This window comes from Aeromonas sp. FDAARGOS 1404, assembly GCF_019047085.1.
GTDB lineage: Bacteria > Pseudomonadota > Gammaproteobacteria > Enterobacterales > Aeromonadaceae > Aeromonas > Aeromonas veronii.
On the sequence record NZ_CP077237.1, the window covers coordinates 1,834,622 to 1,860,093 of the forward strand.

At 58.9% G+C, this 25,472-nt stretch carries 21 protein-coding genes; 10 read left to right on the forward strand and 11 right to left on the reverse strand.

Annotation, left to right across the window (positions count from 1 at the left end; genetic code table 11):
* Positions 1-30 precede the first annotated feature (30 nt).
* Entirely contained in the window at positions 31-1,941 is a 1,911-nt protein-coding gene (locus I6L34_RS08460; RefSeq protein ID WP_058057591.1) for a methyl-accepting chemotaxis protein, read from the forward strand.
* Here the strand turns inward: I6L34_RS08460 and I6L34_RS08465 are convergent.
* From I6L34_RS08465 to ampD, 6 genes are all read right to left on the reverse strand, one after another.
* The gene (locus I6L34_RS08465; RefSeq protein WP_254202945.1) at positions 1,905-2,894 is read right to left on the reverse strand and encodes a diguanylate cyclase; all 990 of its coding nucleotides are present in this window, start codon (positions 2,892-2,894) and stop codon (positions 1,905-1,907) included. The two genes, I6L34_RS08460 and I6L34_RS08465, sit on opposite strands and share 37 nt — an antisense overlap.
* 124 nt (positions 2,895-3,018) lie before the next feature.
* Positions 3,019-4,446: a dihydrolipoyl dehydrogenase gene (lpdA, locus tag I6L34_RS08470; RefSeq protein WP_005336123.1), complete on the reverse strand. Its 1,428-nt coding sequence runs from the start codon at positions 4,444-4,446 to the stop codon at positions 3,019-3,021.
* Positions 4,447-4,594: 148 nt separating this feature from the next.
* Complete coding sequence (aceF, locus tag I6L34_RS08475; RefSeq protein ID WP_005336125.1) at positions 4,595-6,484, reverse strand: pyruvate dehydrogenase complex dihydrolipoyllysine-residue acetyltransferase; 1,890 nt, start codon at positions 6,482-6,484, stop codon at positions 4,595-4,597.
* Between the two features lie 119 nt (positions 6,485-6,603).
* Positions 6,604-9,264, reverse strand: coding sequence for a pyruvate dehydrogenase (acetyl-transferring), homodimeric type (gene aceE / locus I6L34_RS08480; RefSeq protein ID WP_216956581.1), 2,661 nt, complete (start codon positions 9,262-9,264; stop codon positions 6,604-6,606).
* Positions 9,265-9,343: 79 nt separating this feature from the next.
* Positions 9,344-10,108: a pyruvate dehydrogenase complex transcriptional repressor PdhR gene (gene pdhR, locus I6L34_RS08485; protein WP_005336127.1), complete on the reverse strand. Its 765-nt coding sequence runs from the start codon at positions 10,106-10,108 to the stop codon at positions 9,344-9,346.
* A 278-nt stretch (positions 10,109-10,386) separates the two neighbouring features.
* Positions 10,387-10,962, reverse strand: a complete 576-nt coding sequence (gene ampD, locus I6L34_RS08490) for a 1,6-anhydro-N-acetylmuramyl-L-alanine amidase AmpD (protein ID WP_216956584.1) — start codon at positions 10,960-10,962, stop codon at positions 10,387-10,389.
* A 130-nt stretch (positions 10,963-11,092) separates the two neighbouring features.
* Between ampD and I6L34_RS08495 the strand changes: the two genes are divergently transcribed.
* The 9 genes from I6L34_RS08495 (at position 11,093) to yacG (ending at position 18,904) form a co-directional block, all read left to right on the forward strand.
* Entirely contained in the window at positions 11,093-11,563 is a 471-nt protein-coding gene (locus tag I6L34_RS08495; protein WP_040068932.1) for a TIGR02281 family clan AA aspartic protease, read from the forward strand.
* Between the two features lie 3 nt (positions 11,564-11,566).
* Complete coding sequence (gene nadC, locus I6L34_RS08500; protein ID WP_216956587.1) at positions 11,567-12,430, forward strand: carboxylating nicotinate-nucleotide diphosphorylase; 864 nt, start codon at positions 11,567-11,569, stop codon at positions 12,428-12,430.
* A 315-nt stretch (positions 12,431-12,745) separates the two neighbouring features.
* Positions 12,746-13,186, forward strand: coding sequence for a type IVa pilus major pilin TapA (tapA, locus tag I6L34_RS08505; RefSeq protein ID WP_302054763.1), 441 nt, complete (start codon positions 12,746-12,748; stop codon positions 13,184-13,186).
* A gap of 3 nt (positions 13,187-13,189) precedes the next feature.
* Complete coding sequence (gene tapB, locus I6L34_RS08510; RefSeq protein ID WP_005336134.1) at positions 13,190-14,896, forward strand: PilB family type IVa pilus assembly ATPase TapB; 1,707 nt, start codon at positions 13,190-13,192, stop codon at positions 14,894-14,896.
* A 240-nt stretch (positions 14,897-15,136) separates the two neighbouring features.
* Positions 15,137-16,378, forward strand: a complete 1,242-nt coding sequence (locus tag I6L34_RS08515; protein WP_005336136.1) for a type II secretion system F family protein — start codon at positions 15,137-15,139, stop codon at positions 16,376-16,378.
* Positions 16,379-16,439: 61 nt separating this feature from the next.
* Positions 16,440-17,312, forward strand: a complete 873-nt coding sequence (locus I6L34_RS08520) for an A24 family peptidase (RefSeq protein WP_058058639.1) — start codon at positions 16,440-16,442, stop codon at positions 17,310-17,312.
* A 13-nt stretch (positions 17,313-17,325) separates the two neighbouring features.
* Positions 17,326-17,940, forward strand: coding sequence for a dephospho-CoA kinase (coaE, locus tag I6L34_RS08525; protein ID WP_058058638.1), 615 nt, complete (start codon positions 17,326-17,328; stop codon positions 17,938-17,940).
* Positions 17,941-17,977: 37 nt separating this feature from the next.
* Complete coding sequence (gene zapD / locus I6L34_RS08530; protein WP_005336141.1) at positions 17,978-18,700, forward strand: cell division protein ZapD; 723 nt, start codon at positions 17,978-17,980, stop codon at positions 18,698-18,700.
* A gap of 9 nt (positions 18,701-18,709) precedes the next feature.
* Positions 18,710-18,904, forward strand: coding sequence for a DNA gyrase inhibitor YacG (yacG, locus tag I6L34_RS08535; protein ID WP_005336142.1), 195 nt, complete (start codon positions 18,710-18,712; stop codon positions 18,902-18,904).
* A gap of 77 nt (positions 18,905-18,981) precedes the next feature.
* On the opposite strand, the gene mutT is transcribed toward yacG, so the two are convergent.
* The 5 genes from mutT to ftsZ form a co-directional block, all read right to left on the reverse strand.
* A complete protein-coding gene (gene mutT, locus I6L34_RS08540; RefSeq protein ID WP_042053534.1) occupies positions 18,982-19,386 on the reverse strand; it encodes an 8-oxo-dGTP diphosphatase MutT in 405 nt (134 codons plus the stop codon).
* A gap of 74 nt (positions 19,387-19,460) precedes the next feature.
* Positions 19,461-22,181 (reverse strand): preprotein translocase subunit SecA, encoded by a 2,721-nt coding sequence (gene secA / locus I6L34_RS08545; RefSeq protein WP_216956591.1) that lies wholly within the window; start codon positions 22,179-22,181, stop codon positions 19,461-19,463.
* A gap of 59 nt (positions 22,182-22,240) precedes the next feature.
* Entirely contained in the window at positions 22,241-23,146 is a 906-nt protein-coding gene (locus I6L34_RS08550) for a M23 family metallopeptidase (RefSeq protein WP_005355107.1), read from the reverse strand.
* 140 nt (positions 23,147-23,286) lie between these two features.
* Positions 23,287-24,210, reverse strand: coding sequence for a UDP-3-O-acyl-N-acetylglucosamine deacetylase (gene lpxC / locus I6L34_RS08555; protein WP_005336146.1), 924 nt, complete (start codon positions 24,208-24,210; stop codon positions 23,287-23,289).
* Between the two features lie 99 nt (positions 24,211-24,309).
* Complete coding sequence (gene ftsZ / locus I6L34_RS08560) at positions 24,310-25,461, reverse strand: cell division protein FtsZ (RefSeq protein WP_005336147.1); 1,152 nt, start codon at positions 25,459-25,461, stop codon at positions 24,310-24,312.
* Positions 25,462-25,472 lie beyond the last annotated feature (11 nt).

The window sequence follows — 25,472 nt, forward strand, 5'->3', positions numbered from 1 at the left end:
GTCGTCAATCTCAACCTTTTGAGCACCTTTATGCTGGCAACCCTCACTCTTAAACAGAAAATACTGGCCACGGTCACCCTGGCCGTGGTCGTCTCCTGCCTGCTGGTAGGCTACTTCAGTCAACGCTCGGCCCAGCAACTGATCGAAAACCGGATGTTCGAGCAGGAGCTGCCCAACCTGACCCAGCGGATCAGCAAGGAGATTGAACAGGATCTCCACGGCATCGCCCAGGCAGCCCGCCAACTGGCCACCGACCGCTTTATCCTCGACTGGGTGGATCGGGGCATGCCCAAAGAGCAGGAGCCAATCCTCATCAACCAGCTCAAGGATGTGGCCAACCAGTATGGTCTGGTGACTGCCTCCTTCGCCGATCGCCAGAGTGCAGCCTACTACAACCAGGATGGCTTTCTGCGCAACCTGACCCCGACACAGGACGCCTGGTTCTATGACTACACCAAGAGCCAGAAGGAGATGACCCTCAGCATCTTCCGCGAGAGCAACGGCGAGGTGAAGCTGTTCGTCAACTTCCAGCAGCTCAACGGGCGCGGGCTGGCCGGCTTTGCCAAATCCCTCGACACCATGGTGACCATGGTCTCCAACTTCCGGCTGGAAGAGAGCGGCATCGTCTTTATGGTCGATGGCAGCGGCAAGGTGAAGCTGCACCCCGAGGCCAACCGCATCGAGCGTGACACGCTTGGCAACATTGCCAGCGGTGATACCGGCAGCCTGCTGGCCAAACGCCCCTTTGCCGTCATCAACGCCGAGGTGAACGGCGAACCCATGGTACTGGCCAGCAGCTATATCCCGCTGCTCGACTGGTATCTGGTGGCCCAGGTGCCAGAAGCCGAGATCTATGCCGAGCTGGATCAGACCCGCAACGAGATCCTGATGATCTCGCTGGTGATTGCGCTGGCCATGGGGCTGATGGGGATTTTGCTGGCAGGCTCGGTCAGCCGCCCGCTCAACGAGCTGGCCCGCCTGTTCAAAGAGCTGGGCAGCGGCGATGGGGATCTTACCCAGCGCCTGAAAGTGGAAGGACGTGACGAACTGAGTCAGGTCGCCACCGGCTTCAATAACTTCGTCGCCAAGATCCACGGCTCCATCGAGCAGGTGGCGGAGAACTCCCGCCAGCTCGCGGCCACCGCCAACGAGGTGGCCAACAAGGCGCAGCTGACCCAGCACAACTGTACTGCTCAGCGTGACCGCACCGTGCAGGTGGCCACCGCTATCCACGAAATGGGGGCCACGGTGAGCGAGATCGCCGGTAACGCTTCGCTGGCAGCCGAAGTAGCCAGACAGGCCAACGATCAGGCCGATGCAGGGGCAGTAGTGGTAGCGCAGGCGCGCCACGGCATCGTCGACCTCTCCGGCGAGATTGAGCAGGTGGCCGGGGTTATCGAGTCGCTGGCGAGCCAGACCGACTCCATCGGCAGCATCCTCGAAACCATCCGCAGCATCTCGGAGCAGACCAACCTGCTGGCACTGAACGCCGCCATTGAGGCCGCTCGCGCCGGTGAACAGGGTCGCGGTTTCGCCGTGGTGGCAGATGAAGTGCGCAATCTGGCCAACCGCTCCGCCGCCTCGACTGCCGAGATCCAGGGGATGATCAACCGCTTGCAGGAGCAGAGTGCCCGCGCCGTCAGCGCCATGGCGCAGGGGCGTAACCAAAGTCTGGAGGTGGTGAGCCAGGCCGATGAGGCCAACGCCGCCCTCGGCCAGATCACCGCCCATATCACCCAGATCAACGACATGAATATCCAGGTCGCCACCGCCACCGAGGAGCAGTCGAGCGTGGTCGGCGAGATCAACCGCAACGTGGAAGATATCAACCAGCTCACCATGGAGACCGCCGATATCGCCCACCAGCTGACCGAGTCCAGCCGCAGCCTGCAGCAGCTCTCCGGTCAGCTGGACAAGCTGGTCGGCAACTTCCGGCTCTGACCCCGACCTTGACCTGAGTCATCAACAACAGAGAGCGCCGTGGCGCTCTCTGTTGTTTTGGTGGCGGCTAATCCGGCATAGCAGACAATCCCGGTGCTGCAGGTCAGCGCATAGCCGCAACCACTGTGCTGATTGTGCTCGGCCAACATGGCATTGAAACGCTCATAGGCCAGTTGTGCCTGCGCCTCTAGCACATTGGGCAACAGGACGGCGAACTCATCGCCGCCCATGCGGGCAAACACGTCTGCGCCCCGAAAAGCCTGCTTGAGCAGAGTGGCAAAGGCGATCAGAGCCCGATCCCCTTCTGCATGCCCCCACCGATCGTTGATCCCCTTGAAGCCATTGAGATCCAGATAGAGCAGCGCCAGCGGCATCTGCAAGCGACTGGCCAGCGAGAGGCTCTTCTCCGCCAGCATCACGAACCCGCGCCGATTGGAGATCAGGGTCAACTCATCAATGGTGGCCAGCTGCACCGCTTCGAGCTCCCGCACCACCATCGCCGCCAGATCCTTGAGCAGCACCACATCCTCCTCACTCAATTCCCGCGGCACCGTATCGATGATGCAGAGTGTCCCCAGTTTGCAGCCGTTGGCGATCCGCAGTGGCTGTCCGGCATAGAAGCGGATGCCGGGCCCGCCTACCACCAGCGGATTGTCGGCAAAGCGGGGATCCTGCGAAGCATCCGGCACGATAAAGGTCTCATTGCCCATGATGGCGTGGCCACAAAACGAGATGTCCCGCGCGGTCTCGCGGACCTCCAGTCCGATACAGGATTTGAACCACTGGCGATCTTCATCCACCAGACTCACCAGCGCGATGGGGACATTGAACACCCGTCGGGCCATGCGGGTCAGCCGATCAAACCGCTCCTCGGCCTCGGAATCCAGCAAAGAGAGCCGCCGCAAGGTCTCCAACCGCAATGCCTCATCGGGTGGAATGGGTGCTTCTAGCATCGTGCCTCTCTCGTCAGTGCCAAAACCTATCTTTAGCATATTGGGCTTTGTCGAAGTCGGGGCTGCACGGAGAAAACAAAAAGCCGCTCATTCGAGCGGCTTTTTAGACAAGCGGGGAAGAAAATTACTTTTTCTTCTTGGCCTTGGCGTTCGGCAGGTCGGTGATGGAGCCTTCGAACACTTCGGCAGCCAGACCCACGGACTCGTGCAGAGTCGGGTGAGCGTGGATGGTCAGCGCGATGTCTTCGGCGTCGGCACCCATCTCTATGGCCAGACCGATTTCACCCAGCAGTTCACCACCGTTGGTACCGACAATGGCACCACCGATGACGCGGCCGCTCTCCTTGTCGAAGATCAGCTTGGTCATACCGTCGGAGCAGTCGGACGCAATGGCGCGACCGGAAGCAGCCCACGGGAAGGTGGCGACTTCGAAGTTCAGGCCCTGTTGCTTGGCTTCCTTCTCGGTCAGACCAACCCATGCCATCTCTGGCTCGGTGTAGGCGATGGACGGGATCACTTTCGGGTCGAAGTAGTGCTTCTTGCCGGCGATCACTTCGGCGGCAACGTGACCTTCGTGCACACCTTTGTGTGCCAGCATCGGCTGGCCAACGATGTCACCGATGGCGTGGATGTGCGCCACGTTGGTACGCAGCTGCTTGTCCACCTCGATGAAACCGCGCTCGGTCACGGCAACGCCAGCTTTCTCGGCATCCAGCATCTTGCCGTTCGGCACACGACCTACGGCAACCAGCACGTTGTCGTAACGAACCGGCTCGGCCGGAGCGTGCTTGCCTTCATAGGAGACGTACAGGCCGTCTTCGCGCGCTTCAACTGCGGTGACCTTGGTCTCCAGCATGATGTTGAATTTCTTGGCGACGCGCTTGGTATAGATCTTGACGATGTCTTTGTCGGCAGCCGGAACCAGCTGGTCGGCAAATTCCACCACGTCGATCTCGGAACCCAGAGAGGAGTAAACGGTACCCATCTCCAGACCGATGATGCCGCCACCGATAACCAGCAGTTTGCCGGGAACGGTTTTCAGCTCCAGCGCATCGGTAGAGTCCCATACGCGCGGGTCATCGTGGGGGATGAACGGCAGTTTCACCGGACGGGAACCGGCCGCGATGATGGCGTTGTCGAAGGTCACGGTAGTCTTGCCGTCGGCACCTTCCACTTCCAGGGTGTTCGGGCCGGTAAATTTACCCAAGCCGTTAACAACCTGAACTTTACGCATCTTGGCCATGCCAGCCAGACCGCCGGTCAGCTGGTTGATAACCTTCTCTTTCCACAGACGGATCTTGTCGATGTCGGTCTGCGGTGCACCGAAGACGATGCCGTGCTCGGCCAGCGCCTTGGCTTCTTCAATCACTTTGGCAACGTGCAGCAGCGCCTTGGAGGGGATGCAGCCCACGTTCAGGCAGACGCCACCCAGGGTGGAGTAACGCTCGACGATAATAGTATCCAGACCCAGATCGGCTGCACGGAAAGCAGCGGAATAACCGGCAGGGCCAGCACCCAGTACTACGACCTGGGTTTTGATTTCTTTACTCATCATGACCTCTTTGTCGTTCTTATATCCCCGGACAGCGCAGTCTTATACCGAAACGGGTGGCTGCAGCCGTGAAAAAAACGGGGCAAGTTTACGATCATGTTAATGAAATGAGAAGTAAAAAGGGCAGGCTCTGGGCCCGCCCTCTCACTTACAGGACCAGTCGACGAATGTCGGACAGCACGCCGTTCATGGTGGTGATGAAGCGAGCCCCATCGGCACCATCGATCACGCGGTGGTCGTAGCTCAGAGCCAGCGGCAGCATCAGGCGCGGCGCAAACTCTTTGCCGTTCCACTTCGGCTTCATCTCGGACTTGGATACGCCCAGGATGGCCACTTCCGGCGCGTTGACGATCGGGGTAAAGCTGGTACCGCCGATGCCACCCAGGCTGGAGATGGTGAAGCAACCGCCCTGCATGTCGGCAGCGGTCAGCTTGCCGGCACGGGCCTTCTTGGAGATCTCGGCCAGATCGCGAGACAGCTCCATGATGCCCTTCTTGTTAACATCACGCACCACGGGCACAACCAGACCGTTGGGGGTATCTACCGCCACACCGATGTGGATGTACTTCTTCATGATCAGCTTGCTGCCATCTTCGGACAGTGAGCTGCAGAAGCGCGGGTGAGCTTCCAGCGCCTTGGCGGCGGCTTTCAGGATGAACACCAGCGGGGTGATCTTCACGTCTGCCTTCTGCTTCTCGAGCATCGCATTCTGCTCTTTGCGGAACGCCTCCAGCTCGGTGGTATCGGCTTCGTCGAACTGGGTGACATGAGGGATCATGACCCAGTTGCGGTGCAGGTTCGGACCGGAGATCTTCTGGATGCGGGTCAGCTCGACCTCTTCCACATCACCGAACTTGCTGAAGTCTACCTTCGGCCACGGCAGTACGCCCAGACCGTTGCCACCGGCTACGCCGGCAGAGGCAGGAGCGGACTCGGCACGCTTGATGGCATCCTTCACGTAGGCTTGTACGTCTTCTTTGACGATGCGGCCCTTGCGACCGGAGGCTTTCACCTTGGCCAAGTTGACGCCAAACTCGCGCGCCAGACGGCGTACTGCCGGGGAGGCGTGTACATAGGCATCGTTGGCAACGAAATCGGTCGCAGCGGCAGCAGCCTGGGCAACCGGAGCCGGAGCAGCGGCAACAGGGGCTGCAGCGACCGGAGCGGCAGCTTGAGCAACCGGCGCGGCAGCAGGAGCAGCGCCAGCTACTTCGAAGACCATGATCAGGGAACCGGTGGAGACCTTGTCACCCGCCTTCACCTTGATCTCTTTGACCACACCGGCGAACGGCGCAGGCACTTCCATGGAGGCCTTGTCACCTTCCACGGCGATCAGGGACTGGTCAGCTTCAACCTTGTCACCCACGGCAACCATGATCTCGGTGACTTCCACTTCGTCGCCACCGATATCCGGTACGTTGACCTCTTTGGCCGCAGCGGCAACCGGGGCAGCAGCCACGGGCGCGGCAGCTTGAGCCGGAGCAGCAACGGCAGCAGGCGCAGCGCCAGCTACTTCAAATACCATCACCAGAGAGCCGGTAGAGACCTTGGCACCAGCGGCAACCTTGATCTCGACTACGCGGCCTGCGAACGGTGCCGGTACTTCCATGGAGGCCTTGTCACCTTCCACGGCAATGATGGACTGGTCAGCTTCTACCATGTCGCCGACGGCAACCATGATTTCAGTCACGTCCACTTCGTCGTCACCGATGTCCGGTACGTGCACATCTTTGCGCACGGCAGCGGCAGGTGCGGCGGCCGGAGCAGCAGCAACCGGTGCAGCCACTTCAGCAGGGGCGGCAGCGCCTTCGGCTTCGAAGATCATGATCTGGGAACCGGTGGCAACCTTGTCGCCCACCTTGATCAGGATCTCTTTAACGATACCGGCAGACGGGGCCGGTACTTCCATGGAGGCCTTGTCGCCTTCTACCGCGATGATGGACTGGTCCAGCTCGACCTTGTCACCCACGGCCACCATGATCTCGGTGACTTCAACCTCATCGGCGCCGATATCCGGCACCATAATCTGTTTGGACATTGTGCTTTATCCTCTTGCGTCGATCCGCGTGGCTGGCTGATGCCGCCACGCACATCTCGCGTTAACCGTTTTAAATCCTGGCAGGGTCGCGCCGTATGACGGCGCGACCCTTGATCCACTTACGCGTACAGCGGGTTGACCTTGTCGGCATCGATGCCGTACTTGGCGATGGCGTCGGCCACAACCTGCTTGTCTACCTCGCCGCGCTTGGCCAGTTCGGTCAGAGCAGCAACCACCACGTAGAACTCGTTCACTTCGAAGTGACGACGCAGGTTGGCACGGCTGTCGGAACGGCCGTAACCGTCGGTACCCAGCACACGGTAGTTCTCGGTCGGAACGAAGGCGCGAACCTGATCGGCGAAGGACTTCATGTAGTCGGTCGCAGCGATGGTGGCTTCGGAACCCAGTACCTGAGCGATGTACGGTACGCGAGCTTCGGCAGTCGGGTGCAGCATGTTCCAGCGATCCGCGTCCTGACCGTCACGAGCCAGCTCGTTGAAGGAGGTGACGCTGAACACATCGGAACCGATGCCGTACTCGCTGGCCAGGATCTGGGCAGCCTTGCGCACGTGACCCAGGATGGAACCACAACCCAGCAGCTGAACTTTCGCCTTGGCACCGGCTACGGATTCCAGCTTGTAGATACCCTTGCGGATGCCTTCCTCGGCGCCTTCCGGCATGGCCGGCATGGCGTAGTTCTCGTTCAGGGTGGTGATGTAGTAGAACACGTTCTCCGGGTTCTCACCGTACATGCGGCGCAGGCCGTCCTGTACGATCACCGCCACTTCATAGGCGTAGGACGGGTCGTAGGAGATGCAGTTCGGGATGGTGTTCGCCAGGATGTGGCTGTGACCATCTTCGTGCTGCAGACCTTCGCCGTTCAGGGTAGTACGACCGGAGGTTGCACCCAGCAGGAAGCCACGGGCTTGCTGGTCACCGGCTGCCCACGCCATGTCGCCGATCCGCTGGAAACCGAACATGGAGTAGTAGATGTAGAACGGGATCATCGGGCAATCGTTGGTGCTGTAAGAGGTCGCAGCAGCCAGCCAGGAGGACATGGCGCCCAGCTCGTTGATACCGTCTTGCAGAACCTGACCCTGCTTGTCTTCCTTGTAGTAGGAGACGATGTCGCGGTCTTGCGGGGTGTACTGCTGACCGTGCGGGCTGTAGATACCGATCTGGCGGAACAGACCTTCCATACCGAAGGTACGGGCTTCGTCAGCCAGGATCGGGACGATGCGCTTGCCGATGGACTTGTCTTTCAGCATCACGTTCAGGGAACGCACGAACGCCATGGTGGTGGAGATTTCGCGCGCCTGCTCGCCCAGCAGCGGGCCGAAGGCATCCAGCGCCGGGATTTCCAGCTTGGTGGTGCTTTCGCGCAGACGGGTCGGCACATAGCCTTTCAGGGCAGTGCGACGGTCGTGCAGGTATTTGTGCTCGGCAGAACCGGCTTCGATCTTCAGGTAAGGCAGATCGGCCAGCTGCTCGTCGGCCACCGGCAGGTTGAAGCGGTCACGCAGGTGACGCACGGAGTCCAGCTCCATCTTCTTGACCTGGTGAGCGATGTTCTTGCCTTCGGCCGCTTCACCCATGCCGTAACCCTTGATGGTCTTGGCCAGAATAACGGTCGGCTTGCCCTTGGTCTGGGTCGCCTTGTTGAATGCAGCGAACAGTTTGCGAGGATCGTGACCACCGCGGTTCAGGGCGAAGATCTCCTCGTCGGTCATGTCTTTGACCAGCGCGGCAGTTTCCGGATAACGGTTGAAGAAGTGCTCGCGGATGTAGCCACCGTCGCGGGACTTCATGGTCTGGTAGTCACCGTCCACGGTCTCGTTCATCAGCTGGATCAGCTTGCCGGAAGTGTCTTTCTTCAGCAGCTCATCCCACTTGCGACCCCAGATAACCTTGGTGACATCCCAACCGGCGCCAGCGAACAGGCCTTCCAGCTCGTTGATGACCTTGCCGTTACCGACAACCGGACCATCCAGACGCTGCAGGTTGCAGTTAACCACGAACACCAGGTTGTCGAGCTTTTCACGCACGGCAACGGTCAGGGCACCCTTGGCTTCCGGCTCGTCCATCTCGCCATCACCCAGGAAGGCGTAAACGGTCTGCTCGGAGCAATCCTTGATACCACGGTCGGTCAGGTACTTCAGGAAGCGAGCCTGATAGATGGCGGCGATGGGGCCCAGACCCATGGAGACGGTCGGGAACTGCCAGAAGTCCGGCATCAGTTTCGGGTGCGGATAGGAAGGGATACCCTTGCCGTCCACTTCCTGACGGAAGTTGTCCAGCTGCTCTTCGGTCAGACGACCTTCAGCAAACGCACGGGCGTAGATGCCCGGGGAGATGTGACCCTGGAAGTAAACCAGATCGCCACCATCTTTCTCGTTGCGAGCACGGAAGAAGTGGTTGAAGCAGACATCATAGATGGTCGCAGAAGAAGCGAAGGAAGACATGTGACCACCCAGGTCCAGGTCTTTCTTGGACGCGCGCAGCACGATCATCATGGCGTTCCAGCGGATGATGGCGCGAATGCGGCGTTCCATCTCCAGGTCACCCGGGTAGTCCGGCTCATCGCTGCACGGGATGGTGTTGATGTAATCGCGATTTGCCTTGGCAGCCACGTCCACACCGCTTACGCGGGCTTTCTCGGCCAACTGTTCAAGGATGAACTGAGCGCGTTGCGGACCCTCTTCACGCAGCAGGGATTCCAGAGAGGCAAGCCACTCCAGCGTTTCTATCGGGTCCACATCGTTCTTCAGGATATCAGACATGGCTGGTTCCTATGTTGTTGTGATTGCACGGCATTGCACGGCGAAGGGCGCAAGCATTCGACAATAGAGCCTTGTGGGATTAGTTTTCCTGCTGACGGATCCGACGCATGGATCGCTGGATCCGGCTGTCTTCCCTCTGCATATCCAACAAGGTGTCCTCGATAAAGGCCAGATGCTCATGACAAGCTGTTCTGGCCCGCTCCGGAGCCCCCGAAAGAATAGCCTCGATCAGATTCGCGCGATGGCGACGTATCTTGGCTACCACTCCCGGGCGGCGATTCAAAATCTCGTTATTCTGCAGAATGTTCTGTTCGAGCATGGGGCTCATGGCCCGCAGCAGGTGCAGCAGCACCACGTTGTGGGACGCCTCGGCCACCGCCAGATAGAACTGGGTCACGGCTGCCGACTCGGCCACCAGCGAACCGAGTTGGCCCGCCTCTTCGATGGTGGTTTGCACCTGACGAATACGCTCGAAATCAGACCCGGTTCCCCGCAAGGCCGCGTAGTAGGCACAAATGCCTTCCAGCGCGTGGCGAAACTCCAGCAGGTCATACTGGGCTTCCGGGTGGGTACTGAGCAGTTCGAACAGAGGATCGGCGATCCCCTTGCTCAGGGCATTCTGCACATAAGTGCCGCCGCCCTGACGGCGATAAAGCAATCCGCGCGCTTCCAGTCGCTGGATGGCTTCGCGCAAGGAGGGGCGCGATACCTGAAACTGGATGGCGAGTTCCCGCTCGGGAGGCAATTTCTGCCCCGGTTGCAGGCTGCCTTCCAGAATCATCTGTTCCAGCTCGGCGACAATGGAGTCGGCCAACTTGGGTTGCGTAATCTTGCGATAGGGCATGAGGCTACTTTGTTAAATTGGTATTACCAATTTTATGGATGGGGCGAAAATTAGCAGAGGCCTTTTGAAAAGTCCACTCAAAAGATGATCTGAGTCAAGAATCAACCCCACCACTTAAGGGGTAAAGCAGGGGAAACATGATTTAGCTCATAGAAAATGGTCTGACCAATATTCTTGACCATGCTCACAAATAACATTTGCGCAACCAGAGACAAAAATGGCCTGCCAGATAGGCAAGCCATTGATTTTAAAATCCAAACTAAATTTTAATATTTACTTTAGCTGTTTAGTAGTTGCCGGTAGTAATCCCACTGGAAATTGGCTCCGGGATCCGTCTTGCGCCCTGGCGCGATATCGCAATGGCCGACAATTTTTTCGTGGGTAATCGCCGGATAGCGCTCCGATATGGCTCGTGTGAGCCCCGCCAGCGCCCGGTATTGAGCCTCGGTGTAGGGGATTTCGTCAGTCCCCTCCAGCTCGATACCAATGGAGAAGTCATTGCACGCCTCCCTCCCCTGCCAGCTCGATACCCCCGCATGCCAGGCGCGCTTGCCGAACGGCACATACTGCACCAGCTCGCCATCACGGCGGATCAGGCAATGGGCCGAGACCCGCAACTGATGGATACCGGCAAAATAGGGGTGAGCCTCCGGGTCGAGTCGCCCCATAAAGAGATCGTCGATAAAGGGGCCACCAAACTCCCCCGGCGGCAGGCTGATGCCATGCACCACCAGCAGGGAGATATCGTCCGGCGCTGCCCGTTCGTTGTGATGGGGAGAAGGCACCCGGCGCGCCTGCTGGCACCAGCCAGCGGCATCGATAGAGAAACAAGGTTGCGAAGGGAGTTGAGTCATCGGCTACTCGAGTTGGCTGATAAATGGCGAGAAAACGAAGATACCTGATAGGCAACCCGACACCAACTCACTGAATCAAAGGGAAATGGTATGTTAGGCTGAGTCATCTTCCGCTCGATATGGATGGGGTATGCAGCACACGGCACGCTGGATGTGGTTACTGGCCTGGCTCTCTTTGATGGGCCTGCTAACCCTCTATTTTCACTCCCGCAACCAACCAAGCGTCACCGCCAGCGGCGAGCTGTTGCTGCGGGCCGACCAGAGCGGCCACTATCGTCTGGAGGGTGCCATCAACGGCCAGCCGGTGCAACTGCTGCTCGATACCGGCGCCACCCGTATCACCATCCCGCAGCAGGTTGCAGAGCGGCTCGGCCTGACCGCTCATGGCAGCAGCCAGGTCAATACCGCCGCGGGGCAGATCCGGGTCGGCAACGGCACCATCGAAACGCTGGCGATGGGGCCATTGACCTTGTACGATCTGGCCATCTTTATCAATCCGGCGGCAGACGGTGACGAAGTGCTGGTTGGCATGAACGCCCTCGGTCGGCTGGAGCTGGTTCAAAAGGAGCGGCAACTGCTGCTCAGACCCTTGCAGGAATAAGGCATGTTTCAACAGGATGTCAGCCGCGCCGTGCGCGCCGCACTACTCGAAGATCTGGGCGATGCCCTCACCACACTGGACCAACCGGACACCAGCGCCGATATCACCGCCCAGCTGATCCCGGCCGATCGGATGGCCACTGCTCGGGTGATCACCCGTGAAGCAGGAGTATTCTGCGGCCAGCCCTGGGTCGACGAGGTGTTCGTACAACTCGGCAGCGAGGTGAAGGTGGAGTGGAAGGTGCAGGATGGGGAAGTGCTCTCCCCCAATCAGGAGCTTTTCCGCCTCCACGGCCCTGCCCGCCTGCTGCTGACCGGCGAGCGCAATGCGCTGAACTTTGTCCAGACCCTATCCGGCGTCGCCACCCTCACCGCCCGCTATGTGGCAGAGCTGGAGGGCACCGACTGCCGTCTGCTCGACACCCGCAAGACCATCCCCGGGCTGCGCACCGCCCAGAAGTACGCGGTCACCTGCGGCGGTGGCAAGAACCACCGCATCGGCCTCTACGACGCTTACCTCATCAAAGAGAACCATATCCTCGCCTGTGGCGGCATTGCCGAGGCAATTAGCGAGGCTCGTCATCTCAATCCGGGCAAACCGGTAGAGGTAGAAGTCGAAACGCTGGCTGAGCTGGAACAGGCGCTGGCGGCAAAGGCCGATATCGTGATGCTGGACAACTTCGACGTGACCATGATGCGGGAAGCGGTCGCCATCAATCAGGGCCGCGCCAAGCTCGAAGTCTCGGGCAATGTCACCCTCGACACTCTGGCCGAGTTTGCGGCCACCGGCGTCGATTTTATCTCGGTCGGGGCGCTCACCAAGCATGTGCGGGCGCTCGATCTCTCCATGCGCTTTATCCAGCAGTGAGATTCACCCCTCAGGCCTGAGCAAATACTCGACCTAACCGGATAAACAACTTGCAAAAGGCGCCATGGGCGCCTTTTCTTTATGCAGGATCCCTCAGCAAAGGAGTGTAATGACGGACCCGCTTCGCCTCATAAAAAAGAGTCGTTAGAAGCCTCTTATTTTATGATTTATATCATGTTTTTGGTAAATCATAGAAAAGTGGTTAACAAAGGCGGCAATCTCTGTTGCCACCCCTCACAGCTCGGATAAGATACTGACGTGCGGATGATTTTCCACCGACACTTCCCAGGAACCAAGGATAAAAGGATATTTTCCATGAACAGCGAAATGAAGAAACAATCGGGTTTTACCCTTATCGAACTGATGATCGTGGTCGCGATCGTGGCCATTCTGGCGGCGGTAGCATTGCCGGCTTATCAGACCTACACCAAAAAAGCTAAGTTTACTGAAGTCGTATCTGCAGTGGGCCCATTTAAAACAGCAATTGAGATCTGTGCACAAACAACTGCCGCTCCTGACGGTACACTCTCAACATGTGACGCCGGAACTAATGGAGTCCCTCCCGCAGTAAGCGCAGCTAATGGAAATGTTGCGACCGTAGATGTAAGCACCACAACTAACGCGATAACCGCAACCGCTACAACCACTAACGGATTAAATGGCGAGCAGTACATTCTTATTCCTACAGTGCAAAGTGGGAAAGTGAATTGGGCTGCAAGTTCATCAGCATCCTGCGTAGCAGCAGGTATCTGCTAACGCATGACCTCTAGCCCTAATAGCGGCCTGGCGTTAAGCTTGGCCGCCTCTTCACTGATCAGTGAAGAGGACTCCCAGCGCTATCTGAGCCAGGCCAAGGCCCAGCGCAAACCCTTTGTGACATTTCTGATAGAAAACGAGATCCTCGACAGCAAGGCGCTCGCCGACTTTTGCGAGCTGGAGTATGGGGTACCTCTGCTGGATCTTGCCGCCTTCGACTTGGCCGAGATCCCGCAGAAGTACCTCAATCAGAAGCTGATTGAGAAACACCATGTGCTGCCCATCTACACCCAAGGCCACACCCTCTATATCGCCATGTCGGATCCGACCAATGTCTCGGCGTTGGAGGACTTCGGCTTCAGCTTTGGCCTTCATACCGAGGCGCTGCTGGTGGAGGAGAACAAGCTCACCGCCGCCATCGGCAAGCTGCTGGAGAGCGAAAATGACGCCCTCGGCATGGAGGATATCGACGAGTCCGAGATTTCTGATCTCGAGGTCTCTGACGAGAACAGCCGCCTCGACGAAAGCGTTAATACCGCCGATGACGATGCTCCCATCGTCAAGTACATCAACAAGATCCTGATGGACGCCATCAAGCGTGGTGCCTCCGACCTGCACTTCGAGCCATATGAGTTCAAGTATCGGGTGCGCTTTCGCATCGACGGTATTCTGCATGAAATTGCTACCCCGCCGGTCAACCTCTCCAACCGCTTCTCCGCTCGCCTCAAGGTGATGGCGCGGCTCGATATCGCCGAGCGGCGGCTGCCGCAGGATGGCCGCATCAAGTTGAAGCTGTCGCGCAACAAGTCGATGGATATGCGGGTCAACACCCTGCCCACCATGTGGGGGGAGAAGATCGTTATCCGTCTGCTCGACTCCTCGGCGGCACGCCTCAATATCGAGCAACTCGGCTTTGATGACCGGCAGAAGGCGCAGTACCTGCGCGCCCTCTCCAAGCCACAGGGGATGATCCTGGTGACCGGCCCCACCGGCTCGGGCAAAACGGTCTCGCTCTATACCGGCCTCAATATTCTCAACACCACCGAGGTAAACATCTCCACCGCCGAAGATCCGGTAGAGATCAACCTGCCCGGCGTCAACCAGGTGCAGGTCAACCCCAAGGCAGGGCTCACCTTCGCCAGTGCCCTGCGCTCCTTTTTGCGGCAAGATCCGGATGTGGTGATGGTGGGTGAAATTCGCGATCTCGAAACCGCCGAAATCGCCATCAAGGCGGCACAGACCGGCCACCTGGTGCTCTCCACCCTGCATACCAACTCCGCCGCAGAGACCCTGACCCGAATGATGAACATGGGGGTGCCCGCGTTCAACATCGCCTCCTCGGTGACCCTGATCATGGCCCAGCGGCTGGCCCGTAAACTGTGCGACCACTGCAAGGCACCGGAAGTTGTGCCGGAAGCAGAACTGCTGGAGCTGGGCTTTACGCCGCAGCAACTGGCGGCCGGGCTGCGACTGTTCAAACCGGTCGGCTGCAAGGAGTGTTCCGGCGGCTACAAGGGGCGGGTCGGCATCTACGAAATCATGTTGATGTCGGAGAACATCGCCAAATTGATCATGCAAGGGGCCAACTCCCTGCAAATCGCAGCTATCGCCCAGAAGGAAGGGATGCGCACCCTGCGCACCTCGGGACTGGAGAAGGCCCGGCTCGGGGTCACCAGTCTGGCCGAGGTCAACCGGGTCACCACCAACTGATCCGTGTGACGTAACGACCCGCCGGTTTGGTTGACAGAACGAATTCGTCGTTCACGAACACGGAACGGATGATAGTCCGAACGACAGAGTAATCAGATATTCAAGTGACCGGGCTGGCGCCAAGAAGGTACCACCCACCCTATCAGTACCCCGCAGGCATCAAGCCAGTCGGGCACCTTGACCAGGTTGGTGACACGCAGAGCCCGGCTCTGACAACCAACCCCATTGCAGGATGCAAAGATGGCAACCCTAACGAAAAAGAACAATGCCCCCAAGAAAGTCTTCGCCTTCCGCTGGCACGGGGTAAACCGCAAGGGGCAGAAGGTCTCCGGCGAGCTGCAGGCCGACAGCATCAACACCGTCAAGACCGAACTGCGCAAGCAGGGGGTCAACGTCACCAAGGTGGCCAAAAAATCCCAAGGGCTCTTCTCCAAGGGCGGCGCCAAGATCAAACCGATGGATATCGCCATCGTCTCCCGTCAGATCACCACCATGCTCTCCGCCGGTGTACCGCTGGTACAGAGCCTGCAGATCATCGCCCGCAGTCACGAAAAAGCCTCGATGCGCGAGCTGATGGGGCAGATTGCCGCCGATGTTGAGACCGGAACCCCCATGTCGGAGGCACTGCGCCGCCATCCTCTCTATTTCGATGATCTCTACTGCGATCTGGTGGAAGCCGGTGAGCAATCCGGTGCACTGGAGACCATCTATGACCGTATTGCCACTTACCGGGAAAAGTCGGAAGCGCTCAAGTCGAAGATCAAGAAGGCGATGTTCTACCCCACCATGGTCATTCTGGTCGCCATCGTGGTGACCTCCATCCTGCTGCTGTTCGTCATTCCGCAGTTCGAGGATATCTTCAAGAGCTTTGGTGCCGAGCTGCCTGTGTTCACCCAGTTTGTTATCGGCATCTCCCGCTTTATGCAGAACTGGTGGTATGTCTTCTTTGGTGGCACGGCCCTTGGCATCTTCCTTTACGTGCGGGCCTGGCGGGCCTCCCAGAAGGTGAAAGACAATACCGACAAGTTCGTCCTCACCATTCCGGTGGTCGGAATGATCCTGCACAAGGCGGCGATGGCTCGCTTTGCACGCACCCTGTCGACCACCTTCTCCGCCGGTATCCCGCTGGTGGATGCGCTGATTTCGGCGGCAGGGGCCTCCGGCAACTATGTCTATCGCACCGCGGTGATGGCGATCCGCAACGAGGTGGTGGCCGGTATGCAGATCAACGTTGCAATGCGCACCGTCGATCTCTTCCCCGACATGGTGATTCAGATGGTGATGATCGGTGAGGAGTCCGGTGCCATCGATGATATGCTCTCCAAGGTCGCCACCATCTTCGAACAGGAGGTGGATGATCTGGTCGATGGCCTCACCAGCCTGCTGGAACCCCTCATCATGGTGGTGCTCGGGGTGCTGGTCGGCGGCATGGTTATCGCCATGTACCTGCCCATCTTCAAGCTGGGCGACGTGGTAGGCTGATTTATCAGGGCATGGCACCACAACCATGCCCTCCCCCTCATTCAATAACTGACGGTTGGTTATGACACTTCTTCTCGAGCTGGCTCACGGCTTGCCATGGCTCTACTTCTCGCTGGTTTTTCTCTTCTCCCTGATGATCGGCAGCTTCCTTAACGTAGTGATCCACCGCTTGCCCATCATGCTGGAGCGGGAGTGGCAGGCCGAATATCGCAGCTACTTTTCCCCCGATGAGGAGGCCACTGCGCCAGAGCGCTACAACCTGATGGTCCCCCGCTCCGCATGCCCTCACTGTGGCCACGCCATCACTGCGCTGGAGAACATCCCGCTGTTGAGCTGGCTCTGGCTCAAAGGGCATTGCCGTGACTGTCAGGCCCCCATCTCGGCCCGCTATCCGCTGGTAGAGCTGCTGACCGCCCTGCTCTCGGTGGCCGTTGCCATGGTCATAACGCCGGGCTGGGGCACACTGGCCGCCCTATTGCTGACCTGGGTGCTGGTCGCCCTCACCTTCATCGATCTCGACAAGATGTTGCTGCCCGACCAGCTCACCCTGCCACTGCTGTGGGGCGGGCTGCTGTTCAATCTGGCTGGTGGTTTCGTGCCGCTGGCAGATGCCGTGATCGGCGCCATGGCGGGCTATCTGGTGCTCTGGAGCCTCTACTGGGCTTTCAAGCTGCTCACTGGCAAGGAGGGGATGGGCTATGGCGACTTCAAGCTGCTGGCGGCGCTGGGCGCCTGGCTCGGTTGGCAGGCGCTGCCCATAATTCTGCTGCTCTCATCTCTGGTCGGTGCCGTGATCGGCATCAGCCTGATCGCCTTGCACAAACATCATCAGGGCAAGCCCATCCCCTTCGGCCCCTACCTCGCCATTGCGGGCTGGATCGCCCTGCTGTGGGGCGATACCATCACCCGCTGGTATCTCTCTACCCTGCTTTGAGCAAGAGGCCCCCATGTATGTAGTTGCTATCACAGGTGGTATCGGCAGCGGCAAGACAACTATCGCCAATCAGTTTGCCGCGCTGGGTATCGAGGTGGTGGATGCCGATGTGATCGCCCGCGAAGTGGTCGAGCCGGGCACCCCGGCCCTTGCCGCCATCGCCGACCATTTTGGCCCGGATGTGATTGATCCGAGCGGTCAACTCGACCGTCGCGCCCTGCGCGAGCGGGTCTTCAGCGACCCACAGGCCAAGGAGTGGCTCAATGCCCTGCTTCACCCGCTGATTCACAGCGAAATGCTGCGCCAGTGTGCCGCGGCCAGTTCACCTTACTGCCTGCTGGTGGTGCCGCTGCTGGTAGAGAACAAACTCACCGGCCTCGCCGACCGGGTGCTGGTGATCGATGTAGACGAAGCCACCCAGATTGAGCGCACCTGTCGCCGGGATGGGGTATCGGCCGAGCAAGCCAAGGCCATCATCGCCGCCCAAGCGAGTCGGGTGGAACGCCTCGCGGCGGCGGATGATGTCATCGAAAACCACAATGGCAGCGAAATGGCGATTAAAACGCGGATTTTGGCGCTGCACGAGACATATCTGGCAATTGCCTCTCAACAAGGCCGCCAAGTGTGAGTACACTAGGCCGGTTTATGGCTGGCCAGGATTAGGCATGATTTACGATTTCCCCCTCAATGAAAAAAGCCGGACCTATCTTCGTCTGGAGTCCCTGTTTTCCCAGATCCGCGACAATCTGGAGAGTGAACAATCCTGGGCACATATCGCCTTCTTCAAAGGGCTGTTCGATCTGCAGGAGTTGCTGGAGCGTGGTGACCTGCGCGCCGACCTCATCAAGGATCTGGAGCGTCTCGGCCAGCGTCTGAGCCACTGGGCCAGCCTGCCCGATGTCGATCTGGAGCAGATCAAACTGATGCAGCAAGAGAGCAGCCAGCTATCCCGCAACCTGCTCAACTCGCCACGCCCGGGTGCCCGCCTGAAAGAGGATCGTCTGCTCGGCTCCATTCGCCAGCGTTTCTCCATCCCCGGTGGCCTGTGTGCCTTCGATGTGCCGCAGCTGCACCACTGGCTCGGTACCCCGGCCATCACCCGTCACCAGCAGATGCAAGGCTGGCTGAGCGACATTAACCTGCTGATGAATGCCATCACCCTGCTGCTGCGCCTATGGCGTGAATCAGGCAGCTTCAGTGAGCAGGTTGCCAGCAACGGTTTCTTCCAGGACACCGCCGAGAGCGCCGAGCTGATCCGCATCAAGCTGCCGGGCAATCTGTTCTGCTACCCGACCCTGAGCGGCCACAAGAACCGCTTCGCCCTGCGTTTTCTGCCCACCGCAGAACAGCCGATTGGCGATGTGCCGTTCCAGCTCGCCTGCTGCTAAGGAGCGCTTATGGTCACCAAGGTAAAGTGCCCGACCTGTCAGAGCGAAGTGGAGTGGGGCCCGCAGAGTCCGTTCCGCCCCTTTTGCAGCAAGCGCTGTCAGCTGATCGATCTTGGCGAGTGGGCCGATGAAGAGAAGCGGATCCCGGGGGAGATCAACCCGGATCTGCTGCCGGAGCCGGAAGAGGGCGATCAGTGGCTATAAGCCTCAGATCACTCGCCTCTGCAACATCAAAAAAGGGCCGATTGGCCCTTTTTTCATGCTTGTTGATTGCTACCGGCTCAAGCCAGCAGACCCTGTAGCCGCGCTACAATCGGGCCATTGGCATCGGGGAAGTGGTAGTTGTTCAGCTCGGCCACCGGCACCCACAGGCACTCCTGCCCCTCTTTGCCGAACGGCTCACCGCTGAAACGGGTCACCTTCCAGATATCCAGCAATACCTGCTTCTCGGGGTAGTCGTGCTGCAGTTCCATAAAGGGGGCACAATCCAATACCCGGATGCCGATCTCTTCCCAAAGCTCCCGATCCAGTGCGGTAAGCAGATCCTCACCGGACTCCACCTTGCCACCGGGAAACTCCCAGCGATCCCCCTGATGGCGATCGGAGGAGCGTCGGGCGATGAAGATATCGCCCCGTTCATTCTCGATGACGCCAACCGCCACCCAGATCCGTTTTTTCTGTTCCATCAATTACCTCTGTTCGCTTGTTGCCACCAATAACAAGGCGGGCACTTGGCCCGCCTGTTATGGCATAGCGTCGATCAGGTCAACTGACCGTGGCAGTGCTTGTACTTCTTGCCAGAACCACACGGGCAGGGATCGTTGCGACCGACCTTCTGCTCGTCACGTACGAAGGTGGTGTGCCCCTCTTCGCCTGCGGCCTGTTCATCGGCCAGCTGGCTCTCAGCTGCGGCGTGGGTATAGGTGCGGGGAGCGGCTTCCACCTGCTGGCGCTGCTGCTCTTCCATCGCTTCCACATCGCGCTCCTGCACCTGAACACGGCTCAGGATGCTGACCACGTCGCGCTTGAGGGTTTCCAGCATCTGGGTGAACAGATCGAAGGATTCGCGCTTGTACTCCTGCTTGGGGTTCTTCTGGGCGTAACCGCGCAGATGGATGCCCTGACGCAGGTGATCCATGGCCGCCAGATGCTCTTTCCACAGTCCATCCAGGGTTTGCAGCATCACCGCTTTCTCGAAGTTGCGCAGCACCTCTTTGCCGACCAGCTCCTCCTTGTGGGCATAGAGCTTGGTGGCTTCGTCCAGAATGCGCTCGCGCAGCTTCTCTTCGTACAGCTTGTCATCTTCCGCCAACCACTGTTGCAGCGGCAGATCCAGCGCGAAGTCCGCCTTCAGGCGCGCTTCCAGACCCGGCACATCCCACATCTCTTCCAGAGACTGGGGCGGGATGTACTCGTCGATCACCGCGCCGTAGACGTCGTCACGGATAACGTGGATGGTCTCGGAAATGTCGTTGGTATCCAGCAGCTCGTTACGCTGCTCGTAGACCACCTTGCGCTGGTCGTTGGCAACGTCATCAAACTCCAGCAAGCTCTTGCGGATGTCGAAGTTGCGACCTTCCACCTTGCGTTGGGCATTTTCGATCGCCTTGGTGACCCACGGGTGCTCGATGGCTTCGCCCTCTTCCATGCCCAGCTTCTTCATCATGCCGGTCACGCGATCGGAGGCGAAGATCCGCATCAGGGTATCTTCCATGGAGAGGTAGAAACGGGATGAGCCCGGGTCACCCTGACGACCGGAACGGCCGCGCAGCTGGTTGTCAATACGACGGGATTCGTGACGCTCGGTACCGATAATGTGCAGGCCACCGGCGGCCAGCACCGCATCGTGACGCACCTGCCAGGCGGCTTTCAGCTCGGCAATCTGCTCGCTGGTCGGGTTCTCCAGCTTGGCAATCTCTGCCTGCCAGTTGCCGCCCAACACGATGTCGGTACCCCGACCGGCCATGTTGGTCGCGATGGTGACCGCACCAGTCTGACCGGCCTGGGCAACGATCTCCGCTTCCATGGCGTGGAACTTGGCGTTCAGCACCTTGTGCGGGATCTTCTCCTTGGTCAGGATGCCGGAGAGCAGCTCGGAGTTCTCGATAGAGACAGTACCAACCAGTACAGGCTGGCCCTTGGCCACACACTGACGGATATCTTCGATGATGGCGGCATACTTCTCATTGGCGGTCAGGTAGACCAGATCGCCCATGTCTTTACGCACCATTGGCTTGTTGGTCGGGATAACAACGGTATCCAGGCCATAAATCTGCTGAAATTCAAAGGCTTCGGTATCTGCAGTACCGGTCATGCCCGCCAGCTTGTTGTAGAGACGGAAGTAGTTCTGGAAGGTGATGGATGCCAGCGTCTGGTTCTCGTTCTGGATCTTCACCCCTTCCTTCGCTTCAACGGCCTGATGCAGACCATCAGACCAGCGACGACCCGGCATGGTACGGCCGGTGTGCTCGTCGACGATGACGATCTCGTCTTTCTGGACGATGTAGTCCACGTTGCGCTCGAACAGGGTGTGAGCACGCAGACCGGCATTGACGTGGTGCAGCAGGCTGATGTTGGAGGCGGAGAACAGGGAGTCGTTCTCGTCCAGCAGCCCCTCTTTCTTGAGCAGCTCTTCCACGAAGATCTGACCGTTTTCGGTCAGCAGGGCCTGACGGTTCTTCTCGTCCACCGTGTAGTGACCGTCACCGGTGTACTCTTCGGTGTCTTCCTTGTCCTGTTTGACCAGCAGCGGGATCAACTTGTTGACGCGGATATAGAGCTCGGAGCTGTCTTCGGCTGGGCCGGAGATGATAAGCGGAGTACGGGCTTCATCGATAAGCACCGAGTCCACCTCATCCACCAGCGCGTAGTTGAGCGGACGCTGTACCCGCTGCTCCGGCGAGAACGCCATGTTGTCGCGCAGGTAGTCAAAACCGAATTCGTTGTTGGTACCGTAGGTGATGTCGGCAGCGTAGGCATCACGCTTCTGGGACGCATCCATACCGGGCACGTTGCAGTCGACGGTCATGCCGAGGAAGGCGAACAGCGGGCGGTTCGCCTCCGCATCACGCTTGGCCAAATAGTCGTTCACCGTTACCACGTGCACACCACGGCCGCTCAGGGCGTTCAGGTAAGCTGGCAGAGTCGCAGTAAGAGTCTTACCTTCACCAGTCTTCATTTCCGCGATGCGGTTGGAGTTCAGCACCATGCCGCCGATCAGCTGCACGTCGAAGTGGCGCATGCCAAACACCCGCTTGGAGGCTTCACGCACGGTCGCGAACGCTTCCGGCAGCAACTGCTCCAGGGTCTCACCCTGCTCGATACGCTGACGATATTCAGCCGTTTTGGCCTGCAACTCGGCATCGGAGAGAGCCTCGAACTGCGGCTCCATGGCATTGATCTGTTTTACAATTTTGCGCAAAGCCTTGAGCGTTCTGTCGTTCCGGCTGCCGATAATCTTGGTAAGCAGTGTGCTAATCATGGGTACCAACTATTTCTGGTTATAAAAGCGTTCCGTCACTGGAACCTGAAGAAAAAAACCTAACCCCGTCTGGCACTGAGAAAGCGTGCGGGGTTGACCTGACGACCATCTTTCAACACTTCGTAATGCAGATGGACCCCAGTCGCGCGACCGGTGCGTCCCATCAAGGCAATCTTCTGACCCTGATCAACCAGGGTGCCCACCTCGACCAGCAACTTGGAGTTGTGGGCATAGCGGGTGACCAGGCCATTGCCGTGATTAATCTCCACCATATTGCCAAATTCCGGATGACGGCCCGCCCAGCTGACAATGCCGGGCCCGGTAGCCAGAATCGGGGTTCCGGGTTTGCCACGGAAATCGACCCCTTTGTGCATCTTGGCACGCCCGTTGAACGGGTCGACCCGTCCACCAAACCCGGACGAGACCCAAACTCGCTCCTGTTTGACTGGCGTGCCGGAAATAAAACCGGCATCGGTGATATGGTGATTCATGATGAAAGATTCAAGTACCGACAGCTGCTCTTCACGGCTGCTGAGCTGCTGGCTGAGGTGTTTCATCGAGGCTTGCAGCTCGTTGAGGCTCACTTCCAGCTCTTCATCATAAGAAGGGCCGCCCATGGGGGGCAGCTCTTTGAAATTGAACTCGTCGGGATCGAGATCGGCCTGCTCGGTCAATCGTTCGCCGAGGGCATTGAGACGGCCAAGCTGGCCCTGCATGGTGCCCACCTGAGCTGCCAGCATTGCCAACTGTTCACGGGCTTCATCGCCACTCTGGTCGACGGACTGTTGCTCGGCAACGGCAAGCGCCACTTCCAGCGCCTCCATTTTCTGGTGCCAGCTCTGCCAGAGCCAACCACCACCAAGGGCCAACAGGGAGAAGAGAATACCGCCGACCCAGGCCAGACGTTGTTTGGGCAGGTGCAACTTGCGTCGCTGCTTGCCGTGGAGGATCAGGGTAATGCTCATAGAAATCAGTCTGCTCGGTCAGGTGCGGCCAGGAGCCTGCACGGGAAATAAAACCGGGAGATAATCGGTATTAAAGGATGGAGTAAACAAATGACGGAACGTCGGTGCGGAGAGAGGACCGACGTTCCGTTGCACAGCTATCAGGCCAGAACCAGACCGTTATCGTAGTAAGCGATAGGCGCTTTGTCGCCCTCACCCTCGAAGGTCACCAGTTCCCAAGCCTCCTGCTCGGCCAGCAAGGCACGCAGCAGCTTGTTGTTCAGGGCATGTCCGGTCTTGTAGGCACGGAACTCACCGATGATGCTGCGGTTACACATATAGAGGTCACCGATCGCGTCCAGCATCTTGTGCTTGACGAACTCGTCCTCATAACGCAAACCGTCTTCGTTCAGCACCCGATAGTCGTCCAGTACCACGGCGTTTTCCAGGCTTCCGCCCAGCGCCAGGTTCTGGGAACGCAGGTACTCGATATCGCGCATGAACCCGAAGGTACGGGCACGGCTGATCTCTTTCACGAAGGAGGCACCGGAGAAATCCAGTACGCAACGCTGATTGCGCCCTTCAAAGACCGGATGCTGGAAATCGATCTCGAGATCCATCTTGAAGCCGTTGCGATAGGGGTGGAATTCCGCCCACTTGTCGCCGTCTTCAACCCGGATGCTCTTCTTGATCCGCACAAACTGCTTGGCAGCATTCTGCTCACGGATCCCGACTTCCTGCAGCAGGTAGATAAAGGGATGCGCACTACCGTCCATTACCGGGATCTCGGGTGCGTCAACCTCAACGTAGAGGTTGTCGATCCCCATCCCGGCCAGCGCGGCAGAGAGGTGCTCAATGGTAGAGACACGGACACCGGCTTCGTTGACCAGAGCGGTACAAAGCACAGTATCGCGCACCTGATCGGCATTGGCTGGCAGCTCCACCACAGGATTCAGGTCGGTACGCAAGTAAACGATCCCTGTGTTCACAGGCGCCGGACGGAACGTCATGGTGACTTTCCGGCCCGAATGCAGGCCGACACCAGTCGCCTGTACACTCGTTTTCAAGGTTCTTTGTCTAATCATGGGTGTACCCTAAACAGCTTAAAATCCGGACCAGATGGTCGTTGACAGGCCATCTTAGCACATTCCTTGAACAACAAACAAACGAGAGCCATAAGAGGCTTAGTCAGCTTGCTTGCGCAGGAACGCCGGAATATCCAGGTAATCCGGTTCACGACGAGCTTGCGGCTCGGCGTTGACCACCTTGGCCGGGGCTTCGTCCATCACGCGGCCTTGCATCATGTCGCTAACCAGCGGCTGACGCACCGGGCGCTCTTGCACCTGGCTGCTCTTAACCAGCGTGATATCCGGCTTGCGCTCGGCACCGATACCGGTAGCAACCACGGTCACACGCAGTTCGTCGTGCATTTCCGGATCGATTACGGTACCCACTACTACAGTGGCGTTCTCGGAAGCGAAGGCCTTGACCGCGTTACCCACGGTTTCGAACTCTTCGATGGTCATGTCCATGCCGGCGGTGATGTTGACCAGGATGCCACGGGCACCAGCCAGATCCACATCTTCCAGCAGCGGGCTGGAGATGGCTTTCTCGGCCGCTTCTTCGGCACGGTCATCGCCGGAGGCGGAACCGGTACCCATCATGGCAGTACCCATTTCGCGCATTACGGTACGTACGTCCGCGAAGTCGACGTTGATCAAGCCCGGACGGGTGATCAGCTCGGCAATGCCCTGTACCGCGCCAAGCAGTACATCGTTGGCCGCCTTGAAGGCGTCCAGCAGGGAGATACCGCGACCCAGCACCTTCAGCAACTTGTCGTTGGGGATGGTGATCAGGGAGTCGACGTTCTTGGAGAGCTCTTCGATACCGTGCGCGGCGAAGCCCATCCGCTTCTTCCCTTCGAAGGAGAACGGCTTGGTCACTACAGCAACGGTCAGGATGCCCATCTCGCGTGCCACCTCGGCCACGATCGGCGCAGCACCGGTACCGGTACCACCACCCATACCGGCGGCGATGAACACCATGTCGGAACCGGTCAGCAGCTCACGCAGCGCTTCGCGATCTTCCATGGCCGCATCACGACCCACTTCCGGATTGGCGCCGGCACCCAGCCCCTTGGTGATGCCACCGCCGATCTGCAGGGTAGTGTTGGCGCTGGAGTTACGCAGTGCCTGGGCGTCGGTGTTGACGGTAATGAACTCAACACCCTCAATATTTTGACGAACCATGTGCTCGACAGCGTTACCGCCGCCGCCACCTACACCGATCACTTTAATGACGGCTTCGTCAGTGTGGCTATCCATAAATTCAAACATGTTGTCTCTCC